The organism is Allobosea sp. BE125, from assembly GCF_031456075.1.
GTDB lineage: Bacteria > Pseudomonadota > Alphaproteobacteria > Rhizobiales > Beijerinckiaceae > Allobosea.
Window position 1 is genome coordinate 210,603 of the sequence record NZ_JAVDTY010000005.1, and the last position, 23,749, is coordinate 234,351.

The window sequence follows — 23,749 nt, forward strand, 5'->3', positions numbered from 1 at the left end:
GAACGACCCATGCAGATCGTAAAGGCGCACGGCGCCGAAATCCCCGCCCTTGGCTTCGGCGTGTTCCGGATGTCGGATGCGGAGGTGGAGCGCGTCGTTCCAGCCGCTTTGGAAGCCGGCTTCACGCATTTCGACACCGCCCAGATCTATGGCAACGAAGCGGCACTCGGCCGGGCCTTGCAGACCGCCGGCGCGCAGCGCAAGCATCTCTTCCTGACCACCAAGGTCTGGGTCGACAACTACAGCCCGCAAAAATTCGCGGCGTCGGTCGAGGAGAGCCTCGACAAGCTCAGGGTCGATCAGCTCGACTTGCTCCTGCTGCATTGGCCTGCCGACAAGGTCGCCATCGCGGATCAGATCGAGATGCTCAATGCCGTGCAGGCCGCCGGCAAGACCCGTTTCATCGGCGTCAGCAACCAGAATGTCGCGCAGCTCAGGGAGTCGATCTCATCGAGCAAGGCGCCGATCGTCACCAACCAGATCGAACTGCACCCCTATCTCGACCAGAGCGCGATGACTGATGCTGCCCGGGCGGCCGGCATCGCGATCACCGCCTATTACGGCATGGCTGACGGCGCAGTGCCGCGCGAGCCGGTGCTCCAGCGCATTGGCAAGACCTACGGCAAGAGCGCCGCGCAGGTCGGGCTGCGCTGGCTGATCCAGCAGGGATTCATCGCGCTGTCCAAGACAGCCAAGCCCGAGCGCGTCGCCGAGAATTTCGCCGTCTTCGATTTCGCTCTCAGCGACGAGGACATGGCGGCGATCGCCAAGCTGGCTCGTCCCGACGGCCGGCTCGTCAGCCCTCCCGGCCTGGCACCCGCCTGGGACGCATGAGGAACAGGACATGACCACTGCAACGTCAAGCACCCAGCCCGAACAGGGTGATGCAGCCGGTATCAACTGGCCGCTTATCGCCCTGGCCGTCGGCGCCTTCGGCATTGGGACGACCGAGTTCGCACCGATGGGGCTCCTGCCCGTCATCGCGGAGGGGGTGAATGTCTCGATCCCGACCGCCGGCCTGCTCGTCAGCGCTTACGCGATCGGCGTCATGATCGGCGCCCCGGCAATGACGCTGACCTTCAGTCGGTTCGGCAAACGCACCGCGCTGATGCTGCTCATGGGCATCTTCACCATCGGCAATCTCCTGTCGGCGCTGTCACCCGACTACTGGACGCTGCTGGCCGCGCGCCTCGTCACCAGCCTCAATCACGGCGCCTTCTTCGGGCTCGGCTCGATCGTCGCTGCGAGCGTGGTGCCGAAGGAGAAGCAGGCCAGCGCCGTCGCAACCATGTTCATGGGGTTGACCATCGCCAATATCGGCGGCGTGCCGGCTGCGACCTGGATCGGCCAACAGATTGGCTGGCGCATGGCCTTTGCGGGCACGGCGGGATTGGGGCTCATTGCCATCGCGGCGCTGTGGCTCGCCTTGCCGAGGGGCGAAGCCGGCACGATGCCGGATGTCAGGCGGGAACTGCGCGTCCTCACGCGCCCGGCCGTGCTGCTGGCCATGGCGACGACGGTGATGGGGGCCGGCGCCATGTTCACGCTCTACACCTATGTCGCGCCGACATTGACCGAACTGACCGGCGCCTCGGAGGGCTTCGTCACGCTCGCCCTCGTACTGATCGGCGTCGGCTTCACCATCGGCAACGGAGTTGGCGGAAAGCTCGCCGACTGGTCGCTGGATGGCGCGACCAGGAGCTTCCTGGGCGCTCTCGCGCTCATCATGCTGGCGCTGCCTTTCGTGCTTTCCAGCCAGGTTGGCGCCGCGATCGGGCTCGTCGTCTGGGGCGCAGCGGCCTTCGCCATCGTGCCGCCGGTTCAGATGCGGGTGATGCAGGCGGCATCGGAAGCGCCGGGCCTTGCCTCGTCGATCAATGTCGGCGCGTTCAACCTTGGCAATGCGCTCGGCGCGGCCGTCGGTGGCGCCGTGATCAGCCTTGGCCTCGGCTATGCGGCCGTGCCGGTCGCCGGCGGGCTGCTCGCGGCGGCAGGGCTGGGCCTGGTCTGGCTGGGACGCGCCCGCCCGAAGCTACGGGCATGCGAAGCGTGACGCGCTGCGCTTCGAGATCAAACAGGCGAGATCGAACAGGGATGAATGAGATGTCTTTTCCGCTGGCCGGACAACGCTTCGAAGTCGACTATGGCGATCTCGTCGCCAGCAACGCCTATGCCGAAGAGGGCCGCTCGTTGACCTACGAGATCACGGGCGGAGCGCTCACCGGCAACAGCGCGACCGTCGCGTTCGAGTGGCGCCATCTTTTCGGCGGCACCTATGCGATCTCCTGGCAGGAGGCCGACGGTTCGACCGTCGTTCACATCGACGATTTCGAAGCAGGCCGCTCATTGGCCTTCTTCACCACTCCCGACGCTCAGTTCTTCCGCCTGGAAGGCAGCCTGAAGCCGCTGGGACCCGTCCACCAGAATTGAGGAGACGACCCGATGGATCTGCAACTCACCGGCAAGACCGCGCTCGTCACCGGCGCGACCGCCGGCATCGGACTGGCGATCGCCCGCTCACTTGCTGCGGAAGGCGCGAAGGTCATCATTTGCGGACGCTCACAGGCCAATCTCGATATTGCCGCCAGCGCGATCGGCGGCAGCGTTCGCGCCGTGCTCGCTGACCCGGCCAGCGCCGAAGGGGCGGCGGCACTGACTGCCGCCGTGCCGGACATCGATATCCTGATCAACAATCTCGGCATCTACGAATCCAAGGCGTTCGGCGAGATCACCGACGAGGACTGGCGCCGCTTCTTCGAGATCAACGTATTGAGCGGCGCCCGCCTCTCCCAGCACTACTTGCCGGGCATGCTGGCGCGGGACTGGGGACGGATCATCTTCATCTCCAGCGAAAGCGCGGTCCTGGTTCCACCGAACATGATCCATTACGGCATGACCAAGACAGCGCAGCTCGCCATCTCGCGCGGGCTGGCGGCGACGACCAAGGGCACGCGTGTCACCGTCAATTCCGTGCTGCCCGGCACGACGCGCTCTGCGGGTATCGAGGATTTCCTGCGCAGTGTCGCCAGCGACCCGAACCTTCCCGCCGGCGAAATGGAGCAGGAGTATTTCGCCAAGGAGCGCCCAAGCTCGCTGATCCAGCGCATGATCGAGCCCGAAGAGGTCGCCAGCCTTGTCGCCTATCTGGCAAGCCCGCTCTCGGCGGCGACGAACGGCGCCGCGCTGCGGGTCGATGGCGGCATCACGCCGACGATCATATGAGCCCCGCGATGCGCGAGCCCAGACGCCATATCGCGACACCGACCGGTTTCCTGATGGTCCTGCGCCAGGGCGACGATGTCTTCGCCCGGCTTGAAGCCCTGATGCGGGAGGAGGCAATCCCATCCGCCTTCATCAGTGGCCTCGGCTTCGCCGGCCATGTGACCTTCGGCTTCTTCGATTACGAGAAGAAGGAATACGCGCCGAAGACGATGCATGACCTTGAGCTGACGAACCTGTCGGGGACGCTGGCCTGGAAGGACGGCGAGCCATCCATCCATGCCCATGGCACAGCCGGAGACGACAGCTTTCGCACCTTCGGCGGGCATCTGCTGGCGCTCGAAGTCGGGCGTGGTTCGCTGGAGATCAGCGTGACCGTGATCGCGACCCGCCTGGAGCGCGCGGTCGATCCCGGGATCGGCGCAAACGTGCTGCAGCTCTGAGAGACCGTTTGGAAACTCCAGCCCTCATCCTGAGGAGCCGCGTCAGCGGCGTCTCGAAGGATGCTCCAGATGGTTCGGGAGCCTCCTGGAGCATCCTTCGAGACGCCATTCCCAAGGAAATGGCTCCTCAGGATGAGGGCTCGGGAGGTTTCCAGGCAGCCTCTAAGCGCTTCATGCCGGCGCGATCGGAAGGTGCGCCACCTGCGCACCGACCTCGTAATAGGCCTCCTTCATGGCCCGGAAGGCTGGCATGGCGACCTCGGACACCGGCAGCGGCATACCTTCGAGATCGATTTCGCCGAGTATAAGCCGGGCGAGCTCGCGCCCGAAGACCGTACCCGGCGCGATGCCGCGTCCATTGTAGCCGTTGAAGCCGATCGCGTTGCGGCCAAAGCTGTGCAGTCTCGGCAGGTGATCCGGCGTCATGCCGATCTTGCCGTACCATTCCGTCTCAAGCTCGAATTCGCCGAGCTGCGGGAAGAGCTTGCGGATATGCCGCTTGATCCAGGCGCGGTGAATGCTGAGCCCGGTCCCACGCAGCGCGCCGACGCTACCGACGATCAGGCGCCCCTCCGCATCGAGCCTGAAGCCGCTCAGGATGGTCTTGGTGTCCCAGCCCGCGCCGCCATTCGGCATGATGGTCTTGCGGAGGTTGTGGCTCAGCGGCGCGGTCGAGACATGGAAATAGGGCAGATGGACCTGCTCCTCGCGGATGGCGGAGGTCGTCCCGGTCGAATACGCATCCGTCGCCAGGATGAGCCAATCGGCGCTGACGCTGCCGCCGGCGGTCTTGACCTGCCAGGCGTCGCCAATGCGGTCGAAAGAGGTCACCGCGCTGCCGGTGTGGATGGTGGCGCCCTCCGTCATCGCGGCGCTCGCCAGGCCGCGTGCATAGGCGAGCGGCTGGATCGTGCCGGCGCGCGGATCGAACAGCGAGCCGGTATAGCCGGCAGCACCGGTCCTGGACTGCGTGTCGCTTGCGCTCAGCAACTCGACCTTGGCGCCAAGACGGCTCCACTGCGCCTGGCGCGCCTGCAGTTGCTTCAGGCCGCTGGCCCCGACGGCGCAATGATAGGTTCCGCGATGGTCGGCTTGGCATTGCATGCCGTAGCGCTCGGTCAGAGCGAAGACCTCTCGCGGCGCCTCGCCGAGCAGCCCGATCAGGCGGTTGCCATAGACCGGGCCGAGCGTCGCGATCAGGTCGTCGGGCATGACCCAGAGGCCGGCATTGACGAAGCCGGAATTGCGGCCGGACGCGCCGAAGCCGATCTCGGCCGCCTCCAGAACCACGACCTTCCTGCCGGCCTTCGCCAGATGGAGAGCTGCCGAAAGCCCGGTATAGCCGGCGCCGACGACGACCACATCGGCCGAGACGGCGCCGGTCAGAGCGGCGGTCGGCGGTGGAGGCGGCGCGGACAGCTCCCACAGCCCATGCGACCGCTTGTCATCCAGCATATCTCTGCTCCGTTCTCATCTGATCTATTCAGGCCGCATCGTCATTGCGAGGAGCGTAGCGACGAAGCAATCCAGGGGAGCGTGGAACACGGCCGCTCCTGGATTGCTTCGCTACGCTCGCAATGACGATGCGGTTAGGGCGCGCGCTGCGAGGATCATGCCGTCGCTTCGTCGTCGGGATGGCCCATCTCGCAGAACTTGCCGCCGAGATACCGGCCGGCCGGAGATTTCGGATCGAGAGCCGGCGCGCTGGCTTCGACCTTGGCGCGGAACGGTTCCGAACTGTCCTGCGGGTGGTAGCCGAGATGACCGGCGCCGCTGTTGTCGACGGCCTTGACCTTGTTGTCCGAGGTGCCGAACGAGATGGTGTGGCCGACGAAGGGCGCCGTCAGCGAAGCTTCGACGAGGCGCACGCAATCGGCGAAGGACAGATAGGACCAGAGCATCCGGCGGTCGACGGGTTCGGGAAAGGACGAGAAGATGCGCAGGCACGCCGTCTCGATGCCGAACTTGTCCCAATAGAGCCGGCTCAGGCTTTCGACGAAGGTCTTGCCGACACCGTACAGGCAGTCGGGGCGAACCGGCGCATCGACCGAAATCTGGGCTCCGACCTCGTGATAGCCGATCGCATGGACCGACGACGCGTAGACGATGCGTTTCACGCCGTGTTTCCGGGCGCCTTCGTAAATATGGTAGGAGCCGCGAATACCGGCATCCAGAATGGTCTGCCATTCGCGCTCGGTCGGCGCACCGCCGAAATGGACGATGGCATCGCACCCTTCCGTCGCCGCGATCGTCGCCTCCATATCCGCGAGGTCGAAGATCGCCTGCTCCTCATTGGCGGCAAGCGGGCCGAGCGGCTCGCGATCGGCGACGCGGATCGTCCTGGCCAGCGGCGCAAGGCCGGCGCGAAGCTGCGAGCCGAGACGGCCGGCTGCGCCGGTGATCAGGATTCGGTCGTAATGTGGCATTCGGTCCTCGCGTCGTCACAGGCTGACCGCCGCACCATGCCAGCGCGGCAGTGATAGAGATAATCAGCGTCCTGAGATCACGTCGCATTCGGACGGTTCCGTCAGAATGCAGGAAACGTGATCGATTCTAAAATCTTAGAGCAATGCTCTCATGTTGCGGCACGGCTTTATCCGGCCGACGGCAGTTCGCCGCGCTTGAGTCCGGCTTCAACCGCCGCGATCTCGGCGTCGCCAAGCCCGTAATCGATTCTGGCGGTCTTGGCCGAGATATAGCCGAGCGCGAGGTCGCGCAGCACCTCGGCGCGGCCGCGCTCGGCGGCCGGACCGTAGCCGGCGCCACCAGGCAGCGACAGCACGACCTTGCGGCCCTCAGGAACGGCCTGGCGACCCTTGCCGGCCATGGCTGTGCCATCGTCGAGCCGGATCTCGGTCGCGGCGCCGTCCGCGCCGCCCAGGCGTCCGCGCGGCGGATGCTTCACGCGGTCGAACATCGCGGACATGTCGAAGACATGCCCTGCGATGGCCCCGACCTCCATGAATTGACCGAGGCCGCCGCGAAAGCGGCCAGCGCCGCCGGAATCGGGCCGCAACTCCTTGCGCCAGATGATGATCGGACCGGCATGCTCCGTCGCTTCGATCGGCATGGTCATGACGCCGGATGGGAAGGCGGTCGTGTTCATGCCGTCGAGAGTCGGGCGCGCGCCCGAGCCACCGCAGTTGAACATCAGCACCTCGGCGCGCCTTGCCCCGGCCAGGCGCGAGGCTTCCGAGGCCGGCCGCAGCGAAACCTGGAAATTGCAGAGCGGCCCTGCCCCCTCGGCCGGAACCGTCTTCGGCAGAAGCTTGTCGAGCGCGTTGTAGACCGTGTCCGGGATCAGATGGCCGATGACATGGCGCAACGCGACCGGCGCCGGATGCAGGGCGTTGACGATCGTGTTGTCCGGCGCGGTGATGCGGAAGGGTTCCAGCGAGGCCGCATTATTGGGGATCTCGGGCGCGATCGCGCATTTCAGCGCATAGCAGGCATAGGCCTTGGAATAGACCATCGGGCAGTTGATGCCTTTGGGGTCGACGCCGGAAGAGCCGGCGAAATCGACGCAGACCTCGTCCGTGCCGATCGTGACCTTGACCTTCAGTTCGATCGGCGTGGCGAAGCCGTCGCTGAGCATCGAGCCCTCGGCCTCGCCGGGTGTCAGTGCCGCAATCTTCTCCAGCGTCGCCCGGCGCGAATTCTCGAGGATGAAATCCCCGACCTGCTCGAGCCCGTCGAGCGCGAATTCGTCGAGCATGCCGATCAGCCGGCGATGGCCGACATCATTGCAGGTCGCGAGCGCGAAGATGTCGCCGACGACCTGGTCGGGCTCGCGGATATTGCCGCGCACCAGCCTGACGAAGGGCTGGTCGACCTTGCCCTGGTCGGCGAACTTCATGATCGGGATGTAGAGGCCTTCCTCATAGACGGAGTTGGCGTCCGCCCCGAAGCCGCGCCCGCCGATGTCGACGACATGAGCCGTGCAGGCGAAGAAGCCGACATGCCGACCCCCATAGAAGGACGGCGTCACGACCGTGATGTCGTGAAGGTGCCCGGTCCCCATCCAGGGATCGTTGGTGATGTAGATATCGCCTTCGAGAATATTCGCAGGCCCGATCTCGCGGATGAAATGCGCGACGGCATCGGCCATGGCGTTGACATGGCCCGGCGTGCCGGTCACGGCCTGCGCCAGCATCAGCCCGGCGCGGTTGTAGACACCGGCCGAGAGATCGCCTGCCTCGCGCACCGAGGTCGAGAAGGCCGTGCGGATCAGGGCCTGGGCCTGCTCCTCGACGATCGAGATCAGGCGGTTCCACATCACCTGCAGCGAGACGGTGGATAGCTGTGTCATGGATAGCTGTGTCATGGCTCAGGCCTCGACCATCTCGGCCAAGCGCGCTTTCGCGGGCTCGGACCCATGTTTGAATATCTCGATGCAGCCATCGCTGCGGCAGGTCGCCGAGCAGCCCGTCGGCACAATGATGGTGGTTTCGTCCTCGACGATCACGCAGGGCCCCTCCGCCACCCGGCCGACCGCGATCTGCGATCGCTGGAACAGGCCCGCCATCAGCCGGGCCCCGTGGGCGGGATCGAAGACCTCGCGTTGCGAGATCGCTGTCAGCGGCACCAGAGTTCCCAGCGCCTGCGCCCTCACCGGCACCGCTTTCGCCGTGCTTGCATTGACCGCCCAGACGGTGATCTCGATATCCAACCCCTGCACGGTCCGGGAGAACAGCTTGGCGTATTCGGCCTCGAACAGGGCGCGATAGGCGTCGATCGTCGGCGCGGCGTGGCTGACGTCGATCGGGATTTCCCAGCCCTGGCCGACATAGCGCATATAGACCTTGGTCTCGACGCTGAGCGGCGCCTGTGCGTCGCAGGAGCGCACGAAGGTCGTGGCTTCGTTTTCGAGCTCCGACAGGAGACCGCGCACCGTCGACGCGTCGAATGCAGCCAGACGCATATAGACGCTGCGGGTCGCCTCAAAACTGAAGGGCGCCCGCAGGAAGCCGATCGCCGAGCCCACGCCCGCGCCTGGCGGCACGAGCAGACGCTGGATGCCAAGCTTTTCGCAGAGCCGCCCGGCATGCAGCGGCGCCGCACCGCCGAAGGCGATCATCGTGTAGCCGGCGAGGTCCTCGCCATTCTCGACCGCATGGACACGGGCGGCATTGGCCATATTCTCGTCGACCACCTCGACGATGCCGAAGGCTGCGGTCTCGTGGCTCATCCCGAGCGGGTCGGCGACATGCGCCATTACGGCGCGGCGCGATGCGGCGATGTCCAGCACCATGCTGCCGCCGGCGAAGCTGGCGGGGTCGATCTTGCCGAGCATCACGTCGGCATCCGTTACCGCAGGCCTTGCTCCGCCGCGGCCATAGCAGGCGGGCCCCGGCTCCGAACCGGCACTCTCCGGGCCGACCCGGGTCTGGCGCATCGAGTCGACCTGGGCGAGCGAGCCGCCGCCGGCGCCGATCTCGACCATATCGATCACGGGAATAGAGATCGGCATGCCGGAGCCCTTCTTGAAGCGATAGCTCCGCGCCACCTCGAAGACCCGGCTCGTTTTCGGCGTCTGGTTCTTGATCAGGCAGATCTTGGCCGTGGTTCCGCCCATGTCGAAGGACAAAACGCGGTCGAGGCCGAAGCGCGCCGCGACATCGGCTGCATAGATCGCGCCGCCCGCAGGTCCGGATTCGACGAGGCGGACAGGAAACTCCGCCGCCCCATCCAACGACATGATCCCGCCGCCCGAATGCATCAGGAAGATCGGGCAGTCGGCGCCCTCATCGGCCAGCTTCGCTGCTAGGCTGGCGAGATAGCGCTTCATCATCGGCTTGACGTAGGCGTTCGCCACCACGGTGTTGAAGCGCTCATATTCGCGCATCTGGGGCGAAACCTCTGAGGAAATCGAGACCGCAAGCCCCGGGATACGCTCCAGCAGAACCTCGCGGACCAGCCGCTCATGCGCCGGGTCGAGATAGGAATGGATCAGCCCGACGGCGACGCTCTCATAGCCTGCTTCCGCGATCTCCTCGGCCAGCGCAACGACATCCTTGCGCAGCAGCGGGATGAGCGTCGCGCCATTGGCGCCGATGCGCTCGCGCAGCGTATAGCGCCGGTTGCGCGGCAGCAGGGGCTGGGGAAGCGTCAGGTTGAGGTCGTATTGCTCGAACCGGCTCTCGGTACGCATCTCGATGACGTCGCGGAAGCCCTCCGTCGTGATCAGCGCCGTCTTCGCGCCGCGGCGTTCGATCAATGCGTTGGTCGCGAGCGTCGTGCCGTGGATGATCCGGCCGATCGCGGCGGGCGTCACGCCGGCCTTCGCGCAGACGCGGTGCATGCCCTCGATGATGGCGCGCTCGGGCGCATCATAGGTCGTCAGCACCTTGGCCGAGAAGGTCTCGCCACCGATTTCCAGCACGACGTCGGTGAAGGTGCCGCCGATATCGGCGCCGAGATTGCCAAGAGACGATGTACCTCGGGACGATGTAGTTTTGGACGATGCAGCGCCGCTCACGGAAAGCCACCTTTCAATGCCTGTCAGGGAGCCGAGCGATGCTGCCAGCCCATCCCAACCGGCGAAAAGATGGCTGCGATCGACAATCAGGTCTAATTATTTGATTATCTTGAGATGATAGAAAATATCTATCCTGCGACGCCTCATCAAAGCGACGCAGGCCAGGTGGCTCATGCAGATCACGCTCAAACAGATCGAAACCTTCGTCCGGCTGGCCTCGCTTCGGAATTTCCGCCGTGTCGCCGAACAGATGAATACGACCCAGCCCAATATTTCGGCGCGCATTTCGGCGCTTGAAAGGGTCCTGAACCAACGCCTGTTCGAACGTGACGCGGGTTCCGTCGTGCTCACCGATCAGGGCCAGGCCTTGCTTCCCTTGGCAGCGAAGGCGTTTGAGGCGACCGAGGCGCTGCTCCAGGCGGGCGACACGACAAGCCGGCAATCCGTCATGCGGCTCGGGGTCGCGGAAACCGTGGCCCAGACCTGGCTGCATCGTTTCCTGCGCGAGATGGCGGTGCGCTTCCCCGACGTCGTCGTCGAACTGAGCGTGGACCTCACCTTCAACCTCCAGCGCAACCTCATCGACGGCTCGCTCGACATAGCCTTCCTCAATGGGCCGGTCTCGGACCTCTCGGTCGCCAATCTTCCGCTGGGAACGGTTGCGCTGCCATGGGTCGCCGCACCCCGATTCGCCGCAGCCTTGCCCGACCCCGCCGGGGCCGATGACCTCGCCCGGTTTCCCATTCTCACACATGCCAAGAATACGCGGCCCTATGCCGAGGTCGTCGACTATTTCAAGCGCAACAGCAGCCGGCTCAGCCGCCCGGTCTCGTCCAGCAATCTGGCAGCCTGTCTGAACATGACATTGGATGGCCTGGGCATCGCGACCTTGCCGTCGCCGCTGGTGGAGCGCTTCCTCGAATCCGGCGAACTCGTCGCCCTCCACTGCGATTGGGTTCCCACGCCGATGAATTTCACCGCATCCTATGTCACGATGCCGGCGCGGCCGATCATCGAGGCAGCGGCCAATCTCGCGACCGAGGTCGTCGACTGGAAGCCGAACGCGGCCTGAGGAGGTCAATCGAGATCGCTCGCAAGATCGCTCGGCAGACAACCTGATCAACCCGAAAGGACGTACCCATGCCTGACGCCGCCGCCCTCGTAGAACTCGATGAACGTATCGCCATCGCCCGCGCCAACCTCGCAGAACTGATGGAACAGGCGTCCGCCTTTTCGGGTGCCGCCGACGAAGACCGCAATGCGGACCGCATCAACGAGCAGCAGGACATACTCGACGCCCTCCTCAAGCAACGCGCAGCACTCGCGCAGTAGATGTCTGGACCCCATGCGGGCCGATAGCGCCGAAGCCGCGATCGATGGATAGATGTCGGTCGACCTCTCGCGCCTACCTCTCGCATTGCGACGTTCTCATCGAATCCGGCATGTCGGCGCGGCCGCGCCTCGGTCATTGCGCGCAGGCCATTCGGCTGGATCGATTGACCTGTTACCGGAACATCGAGGTCGTGAAGCCCTTCAGCGGGGCGCGCATACCCCGCCACCTTCATCGTCCCGTCATTTGCGCCACCGACATTGTAGCGATGGGAGATTGGAGCAACTCAGTCCGCAGCGCGGGATTCCGCGTCCAGGCCAATGGCCCGTCGCGGTCCTTGCGATCACGGCGCATCAGCATGCTCGCCCATCCACGAGATCCCCGATCATCTTCTAAAAGCCGTTTCAAAGGTCCGCATTCATGACGAACGATCTGGAGCGCATTAAAGCCGAAATCGCAGACAGCTTCGACGAAGAGCTCGAGATGCAGCTCGAGGAGGACCGGCTCGACGAACTCGTTTCCGAAGGTCTGGCTCCGATGGGTGGAGTGCTGGACCGCAAGGTTTATTTCCGGGAGCTGTTTCGGCTGCAGCATGAGCTCGTGCGGCTTCAGGACTGGATCCAGTACAAGAAGCTCAAGGTCGTCGTTCTCTTCGAGGGACGTGACTCGGCTGGCAAGGGTGGCGTGATCAAGCGCGTCACGCAGCGGCTCAATCCGCGGATCTGCCGTGTCGTCGCCCTGCCGGCGCCCAGCGAGCGCGAACGCCATCAATGGTACTTTCAGCGCTATGTGCAGCACCTGCCCACGGCCGGCGAAATGGTGCTGTTCGATCGCAGCTGGTACAACCGCGCTGGCGTCGAGCGCGTCATGGGCTTCTGCACCCCCGATGAACTCGATGAGTTCTTCCGCTCGGTTCCAGATTTCGAGCATATGCTCGTGCGATCCGGCATCATCCTGATCAAATACTGGTTCTCGATCACGGATGAAGAGCAGGAATTCCGCTTCCGCATGCGGATCGAGGATCCCCTGAAGCAATGGAAGCTCTCGCCCATGGATATGGAGAGCCGCGTCCACTGGGAGGACTACACCCGCGCAAAGGAAGACATGCTCGCCCGCACCCACACGGAGAAGGCCCCGTGGTGGGTCGTTCAGGCGGTCGACAAGAAGCGGGCGCGGCTTAACTGCATCACCCATCTGCTCGGCCAGATCCCGTATGAGAGCGTGCCGAAATCGGACATCATCCTGCCCGAGCGTGTGCGCAATTCGGATTATTCCCGGCACCCGGTCCCGCCGGAGCTCTACGTCCCGGAGCTGTACTGAGGCCGGGCGAATGGAGCGCCCTCCTCCGGCCTCGCAACACCCTCTCGATGTTCACGAGGCCGGCGGAAGCCCATTTGCCGTAACCGGCGCAGTGGCGCCGGCGCCGAGCGATCTCTGCACCATGACGCTGTCGGACCATTTGCCGTAGCGATAGGCGACGCCCGGCAGAAGGCCGACCCTGGCGAAACCGAACCTCTCGTGAAGCGCCAGCGATGCGGCGTTCTCGGCATCGATATAGCCGATCATCTGACGAAAACCCGCAGCCGCACAGGAATCGATCAGCGCCTGAAGCAGCGATCGCCCGATCCCCCGCCCGAGATGGTCGTGGTGGACATAGATCGAGTGCTTGACCGTGTAGCGATAGGCCGGGCGCTTGCGGAACAGCACGACATAGGCATAGCCGACAACCTCGCCACCGAGCGTCGCGACCAGATGCGGCAGCCGGCGGTTGCGCAGATTCTTGCGCCGGTCGCGCAGGTCGTCGGGCTGGGGCGTGCCGGTATCCTCGACGCCGGCCTCGATACCGCGCCTGATATGGCGGCGATAGATCGCCAGCATGGGCTCGACATCGGTATCGCGTGACGGCCGGATGATGACAGGGGTTTGGTTTTCCATCAGTCGTCGCAGCCTTTAGCCATGGGCCTGTTCGCTGACGACATAGGTATGGAGCCGCACCCGCCCGGCCGCGTCGACCTCGCGATAGACGCCCTGGATCTCGACATCGAAGCCGGGGAAGGCGTTGAAGCTCGCCTCGAACATCTTGAGATAGTCGATCATGGGCTGGGCCCGTTCGGTCAGCCGCTCGCCGGGGACGATCGTCGCGATCCCGGGCGGATAGACCACGAAGGGCGTCGTGGCGATGCGCCCGGCGATGGCATCGATGGGCAGGTAGTCGACATCGTTGCGGACGAGGCAGCGTGCAGCATCATGGGGCGACATGGCGATCTCCGGCAGATGTTCGGCGCAGAATTGCCTTGCCTGCAAAGCGCTGACATCGGCCTCGCGGAAGAAGCGGTGCATCTGGCCGCAGAGATCGCGCAAGCGCACGCCGGCATAGCGTGAAGGCCGGCGCCGGTAGAATTCGGGAATAGCGTCTTCCAGCAACGCATTGTCGTCATGCAGCTTCTTGAAGGCGACGAGCCCGCTGATCAGCGTGCCGGCCTTGCTGGCTTCGACGCCCGGCGTCAGCAGGAAGAGCAGCGAGTTGAGGTCGTTCTTCTCGGCGACGATCCGGTTCTCGCGCAGGAACTGGGCGACGACCGGCGCCGGGATACCATGCTCGGCATAACCGCCCGTGGCGCGGTCGAAGCCAGGGGTCAGCAGCGTCAGCTTGTTGGGGTCGGTCATGGCGAAGCCCGACTCCAGATTGGAGAAACCATGCCAGGCGGCGCCCGGAGCGAGCTGCCAATAGGAAGGGTCGCTGGCGAGCTGGTCAGTGCCGACCGCTTCCCAGGCGACGTCATGGACCGCCCCCTCGCGCGCCGCATCGGGGATCGTCACGCGGTCGGGCACGAAGGGCTCGAAGAACCAGCGCCGCTCCGGCAGGATTTCCTTCTCCTCGAATTCGCGCCGCACGGCGCGGATCTTCTTGCGCAGCTCGATGCCGAGCCGGATCGTGTCATCCCAGAGCACTTCGCCGGAGCGCCCCTTCATCATCTGCGCGCCGACGTCGAGCGAGGCGAAGAGCGGGTAGAAGGGCGAGGTCGAGGCATATTGCATGAAGCTCTCATTGAAGCGCCGATGCTCGACGCGGCGCTTCTGGCCGCGGATATGCCGGTCCTTCATGTGGATCTGCGAAGCCTGGGAGAAGCTCGCCAACTGCTTATGCGTTGACTGCGTCGCGATGATGCCGGGCGAGTCCGGCCCCAGATCGGCAAGCCCCATGGCGAAGCGCCCGGCATAGAGCGGGTGGAACTTCATGAAGCCGGCCCAGGCCTCGTCGAACAGGATATAGTCGCAGAGATGGCCAATGCGCTTCAGGATCATCTGGGCGCTGTGGATCGTGCCGTCATAGGTGCATTGCTCGACCACGGCGACGCGGAAGGGGCGCGGTTTTTGCCAGGCGTCAGGGTCCTTGACCAGCGGATGCGTCCGGATGCGTTCGCGCAGCGCCTCCTCGTCGAAAGCGTCCCAGCGCATCGGGCCGATCAACCCCCAGGCGTTGCGGATCGTCGGCAGATAGACCGGGATGCCGCCGCCGATCATCAGGGCGCCATGATGAGCCGCCTTGTGGTTGTTGCGGTCGAACAGGACGAGGTCGCCATCGGTCACCAGCGCCGCCAGCGCCACCTTGTTGGAGGTCGAGGTGCCGTTGAGGACGAAATAGGTCTTCTCCGCGCCGAAGATCTGGGCCGCCTCCTTCTGGGCCTTCAGGGCCGGGCCCTCATGGGTCAGGAGATCGCCGAGATCGAGCACCGAATTGTCGAGATCGTCGCGGAAGACGGCCTCGCCGAGATGCTCCATGAAGACCCGGCCGATAGGGCTGCGGCTGTAGAACACGCCGCCATTATGCCCCGGGCAGGTCCAGAGATGGTTGCCCTCCTCGGCATAGTCGACCAGCGCGCCGAAGAAGGGCGTCTTCAGCGTCTCGGCATATTGCTTGAGGCGGCTGATCAGGCTCTTGGCGATGAAGGGCGGCGTCTCCTCGGACAGGAAGATATAGCCGTCGATGAAGTCGAGCACCTCGACGGGCAGATCCTCGAAGCGCTTGCGGCGGATCAGCAGGATGATCGGGAAGTCGAGCCCGCGGCGGCGCATCAGGTTGATCAGGGCCGCTGTCTTGCCTTCGAGGCCTTTCTTGCCCCAGTCGACGACCATGCAGCCGATGGCAGCATCAGTCTGCACGGCGATTTCGGCATCTTCGAGCTTGCGGGCCTTCACGACCTCGAAGCCGGACCGCTCGATCTCATCGACGATCTGGTTGAACCTTATGCCTTCGAGATCCTCGGCGTCGAAACTCGGCGTCGCGAACAGGAAGGTGAAGCGCCTGAAATAGTCCATGTCTGCTCCGCTGGCTGGATCCCCGAAGGTGTCGGCGAGTTCCATGACAGTCCGGCGACTATCGGCCTCTCTTTGTGACGATGTCGATCGAGCAGATGGAGGCTGCCTTGACGATCGACGACAGCGAAGGCTAGGTCCCCAGACGAGCGCTCGAGCTGGGTTGTCGCGCGGCGAGAAGCGCGGTCCCGATGAACCGCTGCGCGCCGGGCTAGTCGCGCAAAGGGCTTCACCATGTCGTCCAAGAGCAAAAGCTTGAATGCGACGCTGCTTCGCCTCACCCATCATTATTCGGATGCGAAGGACCTGTTCAACGCAGTTCGCACTGAGCATCCCGACGCCTCGAAGAAGGACATCGTCCTGGCCGCGCTCGCGATGATGATCGATCAGTGCGAAACGGACACCCGCTCGGCGCGCAAACTCCACCAACCCGCACTGCATCGACGCGGTGAAGAGTAGTGTCAGGCAGGCCGCATTGCCTGCGGTCTAGCGGGAAGCAAGCCATGTCCAAAAGAGCTGGCGGAGCCGGATAGTTCCATCACGAGCCCGCACAAGGCAGAAGCTTCAGATCTGGATCTCTCAGCTCAGCATCGCTTGTAAATGTCCTCGATGCGGATGATGTCGTCTTCGCCGAGATAGGAGCCGACCTGGACCTCGATGATATCGAGCGGGATCTTGCCGGGATTGGCCATGCGGTGGACGCAGCCGATCGGCAGGTAGATCGACTCGTTTTCGTGCACGATGATGATTTCGTCATCGCGCGTGACTTCGGCCGTCCCGCGCACCACGACCCAGTGCTCGGCTCGGTGGTGGTGCTTCTGGAGGGACAGGACGCCGCCGGGCTTGACCGTGATGCGCTTGACCTGGTGACGCGTGTCGAGATCGATCGAAAGGTATTTGCCCCAGGGCCGGTGGATTTCGCGATGGCTGCCGGCTTCCGGCTCGCCATTTGCCGTGAGCAGAGCGACAACGTCGGTCACCTTGCCGGCCATGGCCTTCGGCACCACCAATATGGAATCGCGCGTCGCGATGACGGCTATGTCGTTTACGCCCACGACAGTGAGGAGAGCATCCTCGGAGCGCAGCAGGTTGTTGGCGCCATCGACCACATAGCCCCGCCCTTCGACGACGTTGCCGTTCGCCCCCTTCTCGGAAAGCTCCCAGACCGCGGACCAGCACCCGACATCCGACCAGCCGAACTGCCCGGCGATCACGGACGCCATCTGCGTCCGCTCCAGCACGGCGGTTATCGAAACCTCCGGCGCCTTGGCGAAAGCACGCGGCTCGAGCGTCAGGAATCCGAGCTCGTGACCTCCGTTCGCAACAGCCTCGCCGATGGACGTCATCACATCGGTCTCGAATGCCTCGAGTTCGGCGCGCATCGTCGCCGCATTGAAAATGAGGTTGCCCGAATTCCACAGATAGCCGTCCGCGAGATAGCGCGCCGCCTGCACGGAATCGGTGGCCTCGCCGAAGGCCTCGACCTGATGCGCGCCATCCGTGATCTCCGAGCCGGGGCGGATATAGCCGTAGCGCGTCGCAGGATAGGCCGGTGGTATCCCGATCGTCACGATGCCGCCTTGAGCGGCCACAGCTGCGGCTCTGGTGCAGGTCTCGACGAAAAGCCTGCCGTCCTGCACGACATGATCAGCGGCGAAGACGCCAACAAGCGCAGCGTCATCGCGGGCAAGACCAAGCTCGGCCGCGATCGCCACAGCGGAAGCGGAGCCGCGACAAACCGGCTCGACCACGATCTCGGCCTTCACCCCGATCGCCTGCAACTGATCGACGACGGTGAAACGGTGTTCCGTGCTGGCGACGACAACGAGCCTGTCAAAGACAGCCGCGTCGGACAGGAGTCTTGCCGTGCGTTGAAAGGCGGAGTCCCGGCCAAAGAGCGGGATGAATTGCTTCGGCATGGTGTTGCGAGAGACAGGCCACAAACCAATGCCGGCCCCTTCGCACATGACGACAGGAATGATCTTCGGATGCATGCGGATCAGCTCCTCGAAGACGCTGATCTAGCACGGTGCATTTCCGGCAATAGCCCCGATTCGGTCGTACCCTGTTTTGGCTCGCGCTACCCTGTTTGCGTCGTGCATGCCGCGAGCAGTCGGCCGCATGTGGCGTGGACCGCGCCGAACAAATCGGCCCTGCGGCCCCATGAGTTCACTCGGCCCCGCGGCGTGGCCTCATTCCTCCCTGAAGGCCGAACGCATGGAATCCCGCAGGGGCTGCATCAGATAGGCCAGGGCCGTTCGTTCACCGGTCGGGACGAAGACGTCGGCCGGCATGCCCGGCTTGAGCTTGGCGCGGATCTTCGGAGGGAAGCCCGATGCTGAGATGCTGACGCGCAGCTCATAGGCCATCTGCTGCGAGACCTCGTCGCGCTGCGTATCGGCTGCGACGGATTTGACCTCGCCGACCGTGAAGGGCGTCGCCCGACCCTTGAACGAGGGCAAGCGCACCTCCGCAGCCATGCCCGGGCGAAGGTTGTTCACGTCCAGGGGCGAAATCTTGGCGGTGACGACGAGCTCGTCGTCTTGCGGCACGATTTCCATCATGGTCTCGCCCGGCTTGACCACCGCTCCCACGGTGTGGACCTTCGAGGCCACGATCCGGCCGGCGCGCGGCGCGCGAACCTCCGCACGCGCCAGCACATCCTCGGCCATCCGCAGCTTTTCGCGCGCATCAGCGAGCTTCACCCGGCATTCCGCGACCTTCGTCGATGCCTCTTCGGCAGCGCGCAAGCCGATTTGGCTCATCTGCAGCCGGATTTCGTCGTTGGCGACGGAGAAACGCATCAGATCGGCCTCCAGCGACCCGATACGGCCCTGAAGCTCCGTCAATGACCGGCGCAACGGGTTGATGCGCGTTGCCGCGATATAACCCTGATCGGCCAGAGGCTGCAGCTTGGCGAGCTCGTCCTTGATGCTGGCTGCCTGGCTGGCCGCGGAATCGCGCTGTGCCTCGGTCGAGTCGCGCTGCTTCTGGGACTGCGACAGCCGCTCACCCAGAATGGAGACTTCCAGCTTCTGGGCCGAAGCACGCTCCTTGAAGAGCCGCTCCTGGTCGAGAATGATGCGGCGCGCCTCCCCGGTCTCTACAGCATCGGTCAGCTCCTTTGGGAAATCGATGCGATCAGACCGGTCGATCTGGGCCGCAAACCGCGCCTCTTCGCCCAATGCCTGCAACACACCCAGCCGCGACACGCTTTTCTGCGCGGCCGCATGCGTCGTATCGAGCCTGAGCAGAACCTCTCCGGCTCTAACCTCCGAGCCGTCCCGCACGACGATGGCCTCGACCAGGCCGCCCTCGAGATGCTGAACCGCCTTGCGGTCGCTTTCCACGACAACGCTGCCATGAGCGACGACGGCGCTATCGAGGCGAGCGGTCGCCGACCAGAGGCCACCCACGCCCAGCACGACGGCAACGACGATGTAGCCCTTCCGAACCGGAGCGCGCCAATCGCCGCCCCCCTCGATAGGGCCCCCGGCCGGCGGGAGCCAGCGCTTCAGAATGGCAAGCGCCGGCTCGAGGCGCTGGCGCCCTATCGCAAGATAGCGCCCTATCGCAGGATTGAATGTAAGTTTCATCGCCGCCCCCACCTTGCCACCGAAACCGGCTCGCCGCTGCGCACCTGAACGCGCTGTGGCGGCCGAACGCTCGCCCCAGCGCCGGGCTGCAGCAACACCGGCAGGATTTCATCGCGCAGACCGACCCTGACGGCCTGGCCCTTCTGCATGAGAATGATCTTGTCGACCTGCGACAGAAGCTGCGGGCGATGCGTGATCACCACGACGATCGCGCCCGCGGCGCGCAGGCCCGCCAAGGCGCGACCAAGCGCGGCATCGCCATCCATATCCAGATTGGCATTCGGCTCGTCGAGCACGACCAGCGCAGGCTGGCCATAGAGCGCCCGCGCCAGGCCGATCCGCTGCCGCTGCCCTCCGGAGAGGGTCGCACCGTCGTCACCGATCTGCGTCGCATATCCGTCCGGAAAACTCTGGATAAGGTCGTGCGCCGAGCCGGCGGAGGCGGCGGCGACGGCCGCCTCGTCAGTGGCGGAGGGATCGAAGCGGGTTACGTTGTCGCGCACGCTTCCGGCAAACAGTTCGACATCCTGCGGCAGGTAGCCGAGGACACGGCCGCGTTGGTCATCGGAAAAATGGCTGATGTCGGTGCCGTCGAGGCGGACGACGCCCTGAACGGGCTTCCAGACGCCAACCAGCGCGCGAGCGAGCGAGGATTTCCCGGAGCCGGTCAGCCCGATGACTGCCGCAATCTCGCCTGGCTCCACCTCGAACGAGACATTGTGCAAAAGCAGCGCTTGCCCATTGGGAGCGCGCACGCTCAACCCCTCGACGCGCAGCGACCCGGCCGGATGCGGCAGCGTCATGCCGCCGCTATCGGACGGTGTCTTCAAGCTCGTGCCGAGCCGCTGGAAGGCACTGCGGGCCGACACGAAACTCTTCCATTGGCCGACGGCGCCCTCAATGGGGGCCAGAGCCCGCCCCATGATCAGCGAGGCGGCGAAGATCACGCCTGCCGCGATGTTCTGATTGATGGCGAGATAGGCGCCGACGCCAAGAACGGCGCATTGCAGCGCGAGCCGCAACAGCTTGGTGACCGCCAGCAGCGTTCCGCCCCGGTTGGCCGCCCGCGTATGATGCTCGAGAGCTCGCTCGTGCCGGGCCTGCCACTCGCCGCGGATTGCCCGACCCATCCCCAATGCCTTGATGACCTCGGCATTCCGGAGGGATGCGGCGAGGCGCTCGCTCGCGCTGTGACCGAGCTCCGACGCATGAACCAGGGAATTCTTGGTCATGCGCTCGTTCAGCAGGGCCACACCCAGGATTGCGACCGCTCCAACCGTGGCGACGACGCCGATCGCGGGATGGAGGACGAAACAGAGAGCAAGATAGATCGGGACCCAAGGCGCATCCATGAGAGCCGGCACGAGGCTGCCCGACAATGTGGCGCGCAAGGTCTCCACGTCACGAACGGGCACGACCTGCTGCGAGCCCTTTGCTTCCAATGCGCCGCGAAAAGCAGCTTCGAAAGCCGGTTCGGACAACGCCCGATCCACGCATAGACCGAGCTGAACGAGCGCGCGGCTGCGGAAATGCTCGAGCGCAGCATAAGCTGCAAACAGGACAAGCACGATCAGCGAGAGCATGACCAACGTCGTGCCATTCCGGCTTGTCAGCACCCGATCATAGATCTGCATCGTATAAATCGGGGAAACGAAGACGAACAGGTTGAGCACGAAGGACAGCCCGAAAAGTGAAGCGAATGCAGGCGTCAGATTGCGAACCGTTTGCGAAAGCATAGTCGTTGGGTTCCTCGGAGTGATCGCGAAGCTCGGATGAACGAAGCAATGCGGATACCCGCTCGACAGGCGATGAATCAGCGCCGACCGGGGTCATCGTGGATACGGGCTCTTCATCGATGCGGGGTCATCGCGGATGCGGGATCTTCACGGATGAATGACGACCCGGCTCCGACGGTGGAACCGGGTCGTCGTCATGGGTTAGGCCCGCGACCGACTAGTGCCAGTGCCAGTGCGAGGACTGGTGGTGGCGGTCGTTGTCGTCGTCCTGGCGCGCCTGGATATCCTGGAACCAGTTGCGGCCACCGCCATGATCGCCCCAGGAGCCGTGATGACCGCCCCCACTTGACGGGGTCGTCGGGACCGACGGCGCAACCGGCGTGGTGACCACCGGAGGCGATGTGACCTCGGGGATCGAAATCACGTCCGGGCTGGTGGCCGGCGGCGTTTCCGCGACAGGCGTCGTCGGTTCCGCCGTGACCGGGGTCGTAGGCTCGACCGTGACCGGCGGTGTTTCCGTTACAGGCGTCGTGGGCTCGACTGTGACCGGCGTTTCGCCGGTGCTCGGTGATGTCACCGGCGTGCCGGTGACCGGCTCCGAATCCGCAATCGTGGCGCCGGAAGACCCGAACGCAGCCGTCTCGATGCCATGCGACTGCGCGACCGATCCAGTCGTGAAGCTGTAGTCGCCATGTGCGGCATCGGCGAAGCCTCCTTGAGTCGTCACGACGCTGCCGGCATCGCCGCCGCGCTGCTGAAAGCTCGCGAGCGAGACATCGGCTACCGTCAGCGCCGCGCCATCGGGATTGTAGTAGACGTTGTTGTGGATCAGGCCTGGATTGGTCTGATCGGTATCGATCGTGTTGCTGCCATCCTTCGAGACCTGGATGAAGTTCTCGTAGGTCTCGTTACCGGTGATCGTGTAGCCGTCCACACCGATGGTCGAAATGCCATATTTACCGTTGTCCAGCAGCGTGTTGTCGTGGATTTCGTTGCCCGATCCGCCATGGATGAGAATGCCGCTGAAGGCCGTTCCCTGAACGAAATTGCCGTAGATCTGCGCGTTGCTGGCGAGGTTATCGAGATAGATGCCGGAGCTCATGTCGTTGCCGGCGACGAACCCGCCGTCATGCGTATTGAGGCCGCCGGTATCGACGATGTGATTGTATCGGATCGTATCCCCCAGCGCGCCGGGATCCTCGTGCGAGAACAGGTAGATGGCGCCGACATCGGGCGTCTGCTGACCGGAATGGCGAATGTCGTTGTATTCGATGACATTTCCGCCCGAAACCTGGTTCGGGTCGTAATTGACTTCCGAAATCCCGAAGCGCGGCACATTGGTGATCGTGTTGTGGTCGATCTGGTTGTGCGCCGATTCCTGCATGTCGATCGAGCCAAATTGAACGAAGGCCTCGTTCGAATGATCGATCACGTTGTTCGAAATCTGGTTGCCGCTGGTCCCAGGGCTCAACGCGATTGCGCTAGACCAGGTATGCTCGAAATTATTGTTCGAGATCAGGTTTCCGCTGCTGTCGCCATGCAGCACCACACCAACGCCGACATTGACGAAATGGTTCGATTCCACCGTCAGCCCGGTCGCGTCATGCACCTCGACCGCCGCAGTGACGGGGTCGCCTGCAGCTGCAGCCGTATCGGTGAAGGTCAGGCCCTTTATGCTGACATCCTTGGCGCCATCGACAACGAACAGGCTGTGATCATCCGAGACCACGGCCCCCTGGCCGTCGAAGCCCGCCGGAGCCTTGAACAACACGGTGTGCGTTTGACTGTCGAACGACCATTCGCCGACGCTGTCCGGCGTCTTCTCCGAAACATAGAATCTACTCGCGGGGCCCAGATCGTAATTGGCCTCGGTGGTGAAGGTCATCACGTTGCCTTTGATGGACGCGATGGTGAGATGGTCGTTAGCGTAGCCGTTCTCCGAAAAGACCGTGACCGTCGCGCCGACCTGCGGCGCATGACCGGCGGGAAAATCCGACGGATTGAATGCAAGCGATTTGCCGGGATCGGATCCGCTGGGCAGATCCTGCCCCCAGAGCCAACCGCCCCGGATGGGATCGCTCGGATCGGCGGCGGGAAAGCGGCTCTGGACCTGCTGGACGCCGTTGACCGTGAGTTGCAGGACCTGGGCATCGTCGACATGGGCCGACCAGATGCCGTTCGCACCCTGTGTCCAGCCGGTTACCGGCGTGCCGCCGCTGACCACGGCATTCTGCCCGGCCATGCCCACGAAGGACGAGCCGGAATCCGCAGATGTCAGGTGGAGTGGGCTGTCAAGATGATAGGTACCTCCAGCGAGGTAGGCCGTATCGGCACCGCCGCTCTGCCGCATGGCCTCCTGGGCACGTTCCAAGGTCGCGAAAGCCGATGATGCGTCAAGTCCGGTATTGCTGTCATTTCCTGTTGAGGAAACGTAAAAATTAGCCATAAAGGGGCTCCTTTCAAGGCGAGAACACTTGAGGTGTGGTCGCGCCTCTAGATACCCCAGGGCAGCAAGGCTATTCTACCCAGCAAGCCGGATTTATATCAAAGGGAATTAGTGCATTAGTACTAGTTGTGCAAAATTGGCACACTATATCAACGCGCTGTAGCCTTCGGAATTGCCCCTCATC

At 64.2% G+C, this 23,749-nt stretch carries 19 protein-coding genes; 9 read left to right on the forward strand and 10 right to left on the reverse strand.

What is annotated here, in order from left to right:
- The first annotated feature begins 9 nt into the window (after positions 1 to 9).
- The 5 genes from J2Y55_RS13875 to J2Y55_RS13895 are packed head-to-tail and all read left to right on the forward strand — an operon-like array spanning position 10 to position 3,662.
- Positions 10 to 834 carry an aldo/keto reductase gene (locus tag J2Y55_RS13875; RefSeq protein ID WP_310153920.1) on the forward strand — a complete coding sequence of 275 codons (825 nt, stop codon included), beginning with the start codon at positions 10 to 12 and terminating at the stop codon, positions 832 to 834.
- A gap of 10 nt (positions 835 to 844) precedes the next feature.
- Positions 845 to 2,053 (forward strand): MFS transporter, encoded by a 1,209-nt coding sequence (locus J2Y55_RS13880; RefSeq protein WP_310153923.1) that lies wholly within the window; start codon positions 845 to 847, stop codon positions 2,051 to 2,053.
- A 50-nt stretch (positions 2,054 to 2,103) separates the two neighbouring features.
- Positions 2,104 to 2,430, forward strand: a complete 327-nt coding sequence (locus J2Y55_RS13885) for a MoaF-related domain-containing protein (RefSeq protein WP_310153926.1) — start codon at positions 2,104 to 2,106, stop codon at positions 2,428 to 2,430.
- Positions 2,431 to 2,442: 12 nt separating this feature from the next.
- A complete protein-coding gene (locus J2Y55_RS13890) occupies positions 2,443 to 3,222 on the forward strand; it encodes an SDR family NAD(P)-dependent oxidoreductase (protein ID WP_310153928.1) in 780 nt (259 codons plus the stop codon).
- An 8-nt stretch (positions 3,223 to 3,230) separates the two neighbouring features.
- On the forward strand, positions 3,231 to 3,662 hold the full coding sequence (locus J2Y55_RS13895) for a PPC domain-containing DNA-binding protein (protein WP_310153932.1): 432 nt from the start codon (positions 3,231 to 3,233) through the stop codon (positions 3,660 to 3,662).
- 171 nt (positions 3,663 to 3,833) lie between these two features.
- Here the strand turns inward: J2Y55_RS13895 and J2Y55_RS13900 are convergent, their stop codons facing one another.
- From J2Y55_RS13900 to J2Y55_RS13915, 4 genes are all read right to left on the reverse strand, one after another.
- Positions 3,834 to 5,117, reverse strand: a complete 1,284-nt coding sequence (locus J2Y55_RS13900; protein ID WP_310153936.1) for an NAD(P)/FAD-dependent oxidoreductase — start codon at positions 5,115 to 5,117, stop codon at positions 3,834 to 3,836.
- 155 nt (positions 5,118 to 5,272) lie between these two features.
- Positions 5,273 to 6,088: an NAD-dependent epimerase/dehydratase family protein gene (locus tag J2Y55_RS13905; RefSeq protein ID WP_310153939.1), complete on the reverse strand. Its 816-nt coding sequence runs from the start codon at positions 6,086 to 6,088 to the stop codon at positions 5,273 to 5,275.
- 167 nt (positions 6,089 to 6,255) lie between these two features.
- On the reverse strand, positions 6,256 to 7,971 hold the full coding sequence (locus J2Y55_RS13910; protein ID WP_310153942.1) for a hydantoinase B/oxoprolinase family protein: 1,716 nt from the start codon (positions 7,969 to 7,971) through the stop codon (positions 6,256 to 6,258).
- Positions 7,972 to 7,989: 18 nt separating this feature from the next.
- Positions 7,990 to 10,140: a hydantoinase/oxoprolinase family protein gene (locus tag J2Y55_RS13915; RefSeq protein ID WP_310153945.1), complete on the reverse strand. Its 2,151-nt coding sequence runs from the start codon at positions 10,138 to 10,140 to the stop codon at positions 7,990 to 7,992.
- A gap of 172 nt (positions 10,141 to 10,312) precedes the next feature.
- On the opposite strand from J2Y55_RS13915, the gene J2Y55_RS13920 reads away from it, so the two are divergent.
- The 3 genes from J2Y55_RS13920 (at position 10,313) to ppk2 (ending at position 12,790) form a co-directional block, all read left to right on the forward strand.
- The gene (locus J2Y55_RS13920; RefSeq protein ID WP_310153947.1) at positions 10,313 to 11,212 is read left to right on the forward strand and encodes a LysR family transcriptional regulator; all 900 of its coding nucleotides are present in this window, start codon (positions 10,313 to 10,315) and stop codon (positions 11,210 to 11,212) included.
- 68 nt (positions 11,213 to 11,280) lie between these two features.
- Positions 11,281 to 11,472: a hypothetical protein gene (locus J2Y55_RS13925; protein WP_310153951.1), complete on the forward strand. Its 192-nt coding sequence runs from the start codon at positions 11,281 to 11,283 to the stop codon at positions 11,470 to 11,472.
- Between the two features lie 418 nt (positions 11,473 to 11,890).
- Positions 11,891 to 12,790, forward strand: a complete 900-nt coding sequence (gene ppk2, locus J2Y55_RS13930; RefSeq protein ID WP_310153954.1) for a polyphosphate kinase 2 — start codon at positions 11,891 to 11,893, stop codon at positions 12,788 to 12,790.
- Between the two features lie 51 nt (positions 12,791 to 12,841).
- On the opposite strand, the gene J2Y55_RS13935 is transcribed toward ppk2, so the two are convergent.
- Both J2Y55_RS13935 and J2Y55_RS13940 read right to left on the reverse strand, forming a co-directional pair.
- On the reverse strand, positions 12,842 to 13,405 hold the full coding sequence (locus tag J2Y55_RS13935; protein WP_310153957.1) for a GNAT family N-acetyltransferase: 564 nt from the start codon (positions 13,403 to 13,405) through the stop codon (positions 12,842 to 12,844).
- Positions 13,406 to 13,420: 15 nt separating this feature from the next.
- Entirely contained in the window at positions 13,421 to 15,790 is a 2,370-nt protein-coding gene (locus J2Y55_RS13940) for an Orn/Lys/Arg family decarboxylase (protein WP_310153960.1), read from the reverse strand.
- Positions 15,791 to 16,021: 231 nt separating this feature from the next.
- Between J2Y55_RS13940 and J2Y55_RS13945 the strand changes: the two genes are divergently transcribed.
- On the forward strand, positions 16,022 to 16,246 hold the full coding sequence (locus J2Y55_RS13945; RefSeq protein WP_310153963.1) for a hypothetical protein: 225 nt from the start codon (positions 16,022 to 16,024) through the stop codon (positions 16,244 to 16,246).
- 125 nt (positions 16,247 to 16,371) lie between these two features.
- Here J2Y55_RS13945 and J2Y55_RS13950 read toward each other — a convergent pair whose 3' ends face one another.
- From J2Y55_RS13950 to J2Y55_RS13965, 4 genes are all read right to left on the reverse strand, one after another.
- Positions 16,372 to 17,781: a mannose-1-phosphate guanylyltransferase/mannose-6-phosphate isomerase gene (locus J2Y55_RS13950; RefSeq protein ID WP_310153965.1), complete on the reverse strand. Its 1,410-nt coding sequence runs from the start codon at positions 17,779 to 17,781 to the stop codon at positions 16,372 to 16,374.
- A 198-nt stretch (positions 17,782 to 17,979) separates the two neighbouring features.
- Positions 17,980 to 19,383, reverse strand: a complete 1,404-nt coding sequence (locus J2Y55_RS13955; RefSeq protein ID WP_310153968.1) for an HlyD family type I secretion periplasmic adaptor subunit — start codon at positions 19,381 to 19,383, stop codon at positions 17,980 to 17,982.
- Positions 19,380 to 21,119 (reverse strand): type I secretion system permease/ATPase, encoded by a 1,740-nt coding sequence (locus J2Y55_RS13960; protein WP_310153971.1) that lies wholly within the window; start codon positions 21,117 to 21,119, stop codon positions 19,380 to 19,382. The genes J2Y55_RS13955 and J2Y55_RS13960 overlap by 4 nt, the downstream gene beginning before the upstream one ends.
- Before the next feature lie 217 nt (positions 21,120 to 21,336).
- Positions 21,337 to 23,469: a right-handed parallel beta-helix repeat-containing protein gene (locus tag J2Y55_RS13965; RefSeq protein WP_310153974.1), complete on the reverse strand. Its 2,133-nt coding sequence runs from the start codon at positions 23,467 to 23,469 to the stop codon at positions 21,337 to 21,339.
- Between the last annotated feature and the right edge of the window lie 280 nt (positions 23,470 to 23,749).

Coding starts and splice junctions, on each gene's coding strand:
- J2Y55_RS13875 (WP_310153920.1), top strand. CDS start 10: ATGCAGATCGTAAAGGCGCACGGCGCCGAAATCCCCGCCCTTGGCTTC.
- J2Y55_RS13880 (WP_310153923.1), top strand. CDS start 845: ATGACCACTGCAACGTCAAGCACCCAGCCCGAACAGGGTGATGCAGCC.
- J2Y55_RS13885 (WP_310153926.1), top strand. CDS start 2,104: ATGTCTTTTCCGCTGGCCGGACAACGCTTCGAAGTCGACTATGGCGAT.
- J2Y55_RS13890 (WP_310153928.1), top strand. CDS start 2,443: ATGGATCTGCAACTCACCGGCAAGACCGCGCTCGTCACCGGCGCGACC.
- J2Y55_RS13895 (WP_310153932.1), top strand. CDS start 3,231: ATGCGCGAGCCCAGACGCCATATCGCGACACCGACCGGTTTCCTGATG.
- J2Y55_RS13900 (WP_310153936.1), bottom strand. CDS start 5,117: ATGCTGGATGACAAGCGGTCGCATGGGCTGTGGGAGCTGTCCGCGCCG.
- J2Y55_RS13905 (WP_310153939.1), bottom strand. CDS start 6,088: ATGCCACATTACGACCGAATCCTGATCACCGGCGCAGCCGGCCGTCTC.
- J2Y55_RS13910 (WP_310153942.1), bottom strand. CDS start 7,971: ATGACACAGCTATCCACCGTCTCGCTGCAGGTGATGTGGAACCGCCTG.
- J2Y55_RS13920 (WP_310153947.1), top strand. CDS start 10,313: ATGCAGATCACGCTCAAACAGATCGAAACCTTCGTCCGGCTGGCCTCG.
- J2Y55_RS13925 (WP_310153951.1), top strand. CDS start 11,281: ATGCCTGACGCCGCCGCCCTCGTAGAACTCGATGAACGTATCGCCATC.
- ppk2 (WP_310153954.1), top strand. CDS start 11,891: ATGACGAACGATCTGGAGCGCATTAAAGCCGAAATCGCAGACAGCTTC.
- J2Y55_RS13935 (WP_310153957.1), bottom strand. CDS start 13,405: ATGGAAAACCAAACCCCTGTCATCATCCGGCCGTCACGCGATACCGAT.
- J2Y55_RS13940 (WP_310153960.1), bottom strand. CDS start 15,790: ATGGACTATTTCAGGCGCTTCACCTTCCTGTTCGCGACGCCGAGTTTC.
- J2Y55_RS13945 (WP_310153963.1), top strand. CDS start 16,022: ATGTCGTCCAAGAGCAAAAGCTTGAATGCGACGCTGCTTCGCCTCACC.
- J2Y55_RS13950 (WP_310153965.1), bottom strand. CDS start 17,781: ATGCATCCGAAGATCATTCCTGTCGTCATGTGCGAAGGGGCCGGCATT.
- J2Y55_RS13955 (WP_310153968.1), bottom strand. CDS start 19,383: ATGAAACTTACATTCAATCCTGCGATAGGGCGCTATCTTGCGATAGGG.
- J2Y55_RS13960 (WP_310153971.1), bottom strand. CDS start 21,119: ATGCTTTCGCAAACGGTTCGCAATCTGACGCCTGCATTCGCTTCACTT.
- J2Y55_RS13965 (WP_310153974.1), bottom strand. CDS start 23,469: ATGCGGCAGAGCGGCGGTGCCGATACGGCCTACCTCGCTGGAGGTACC.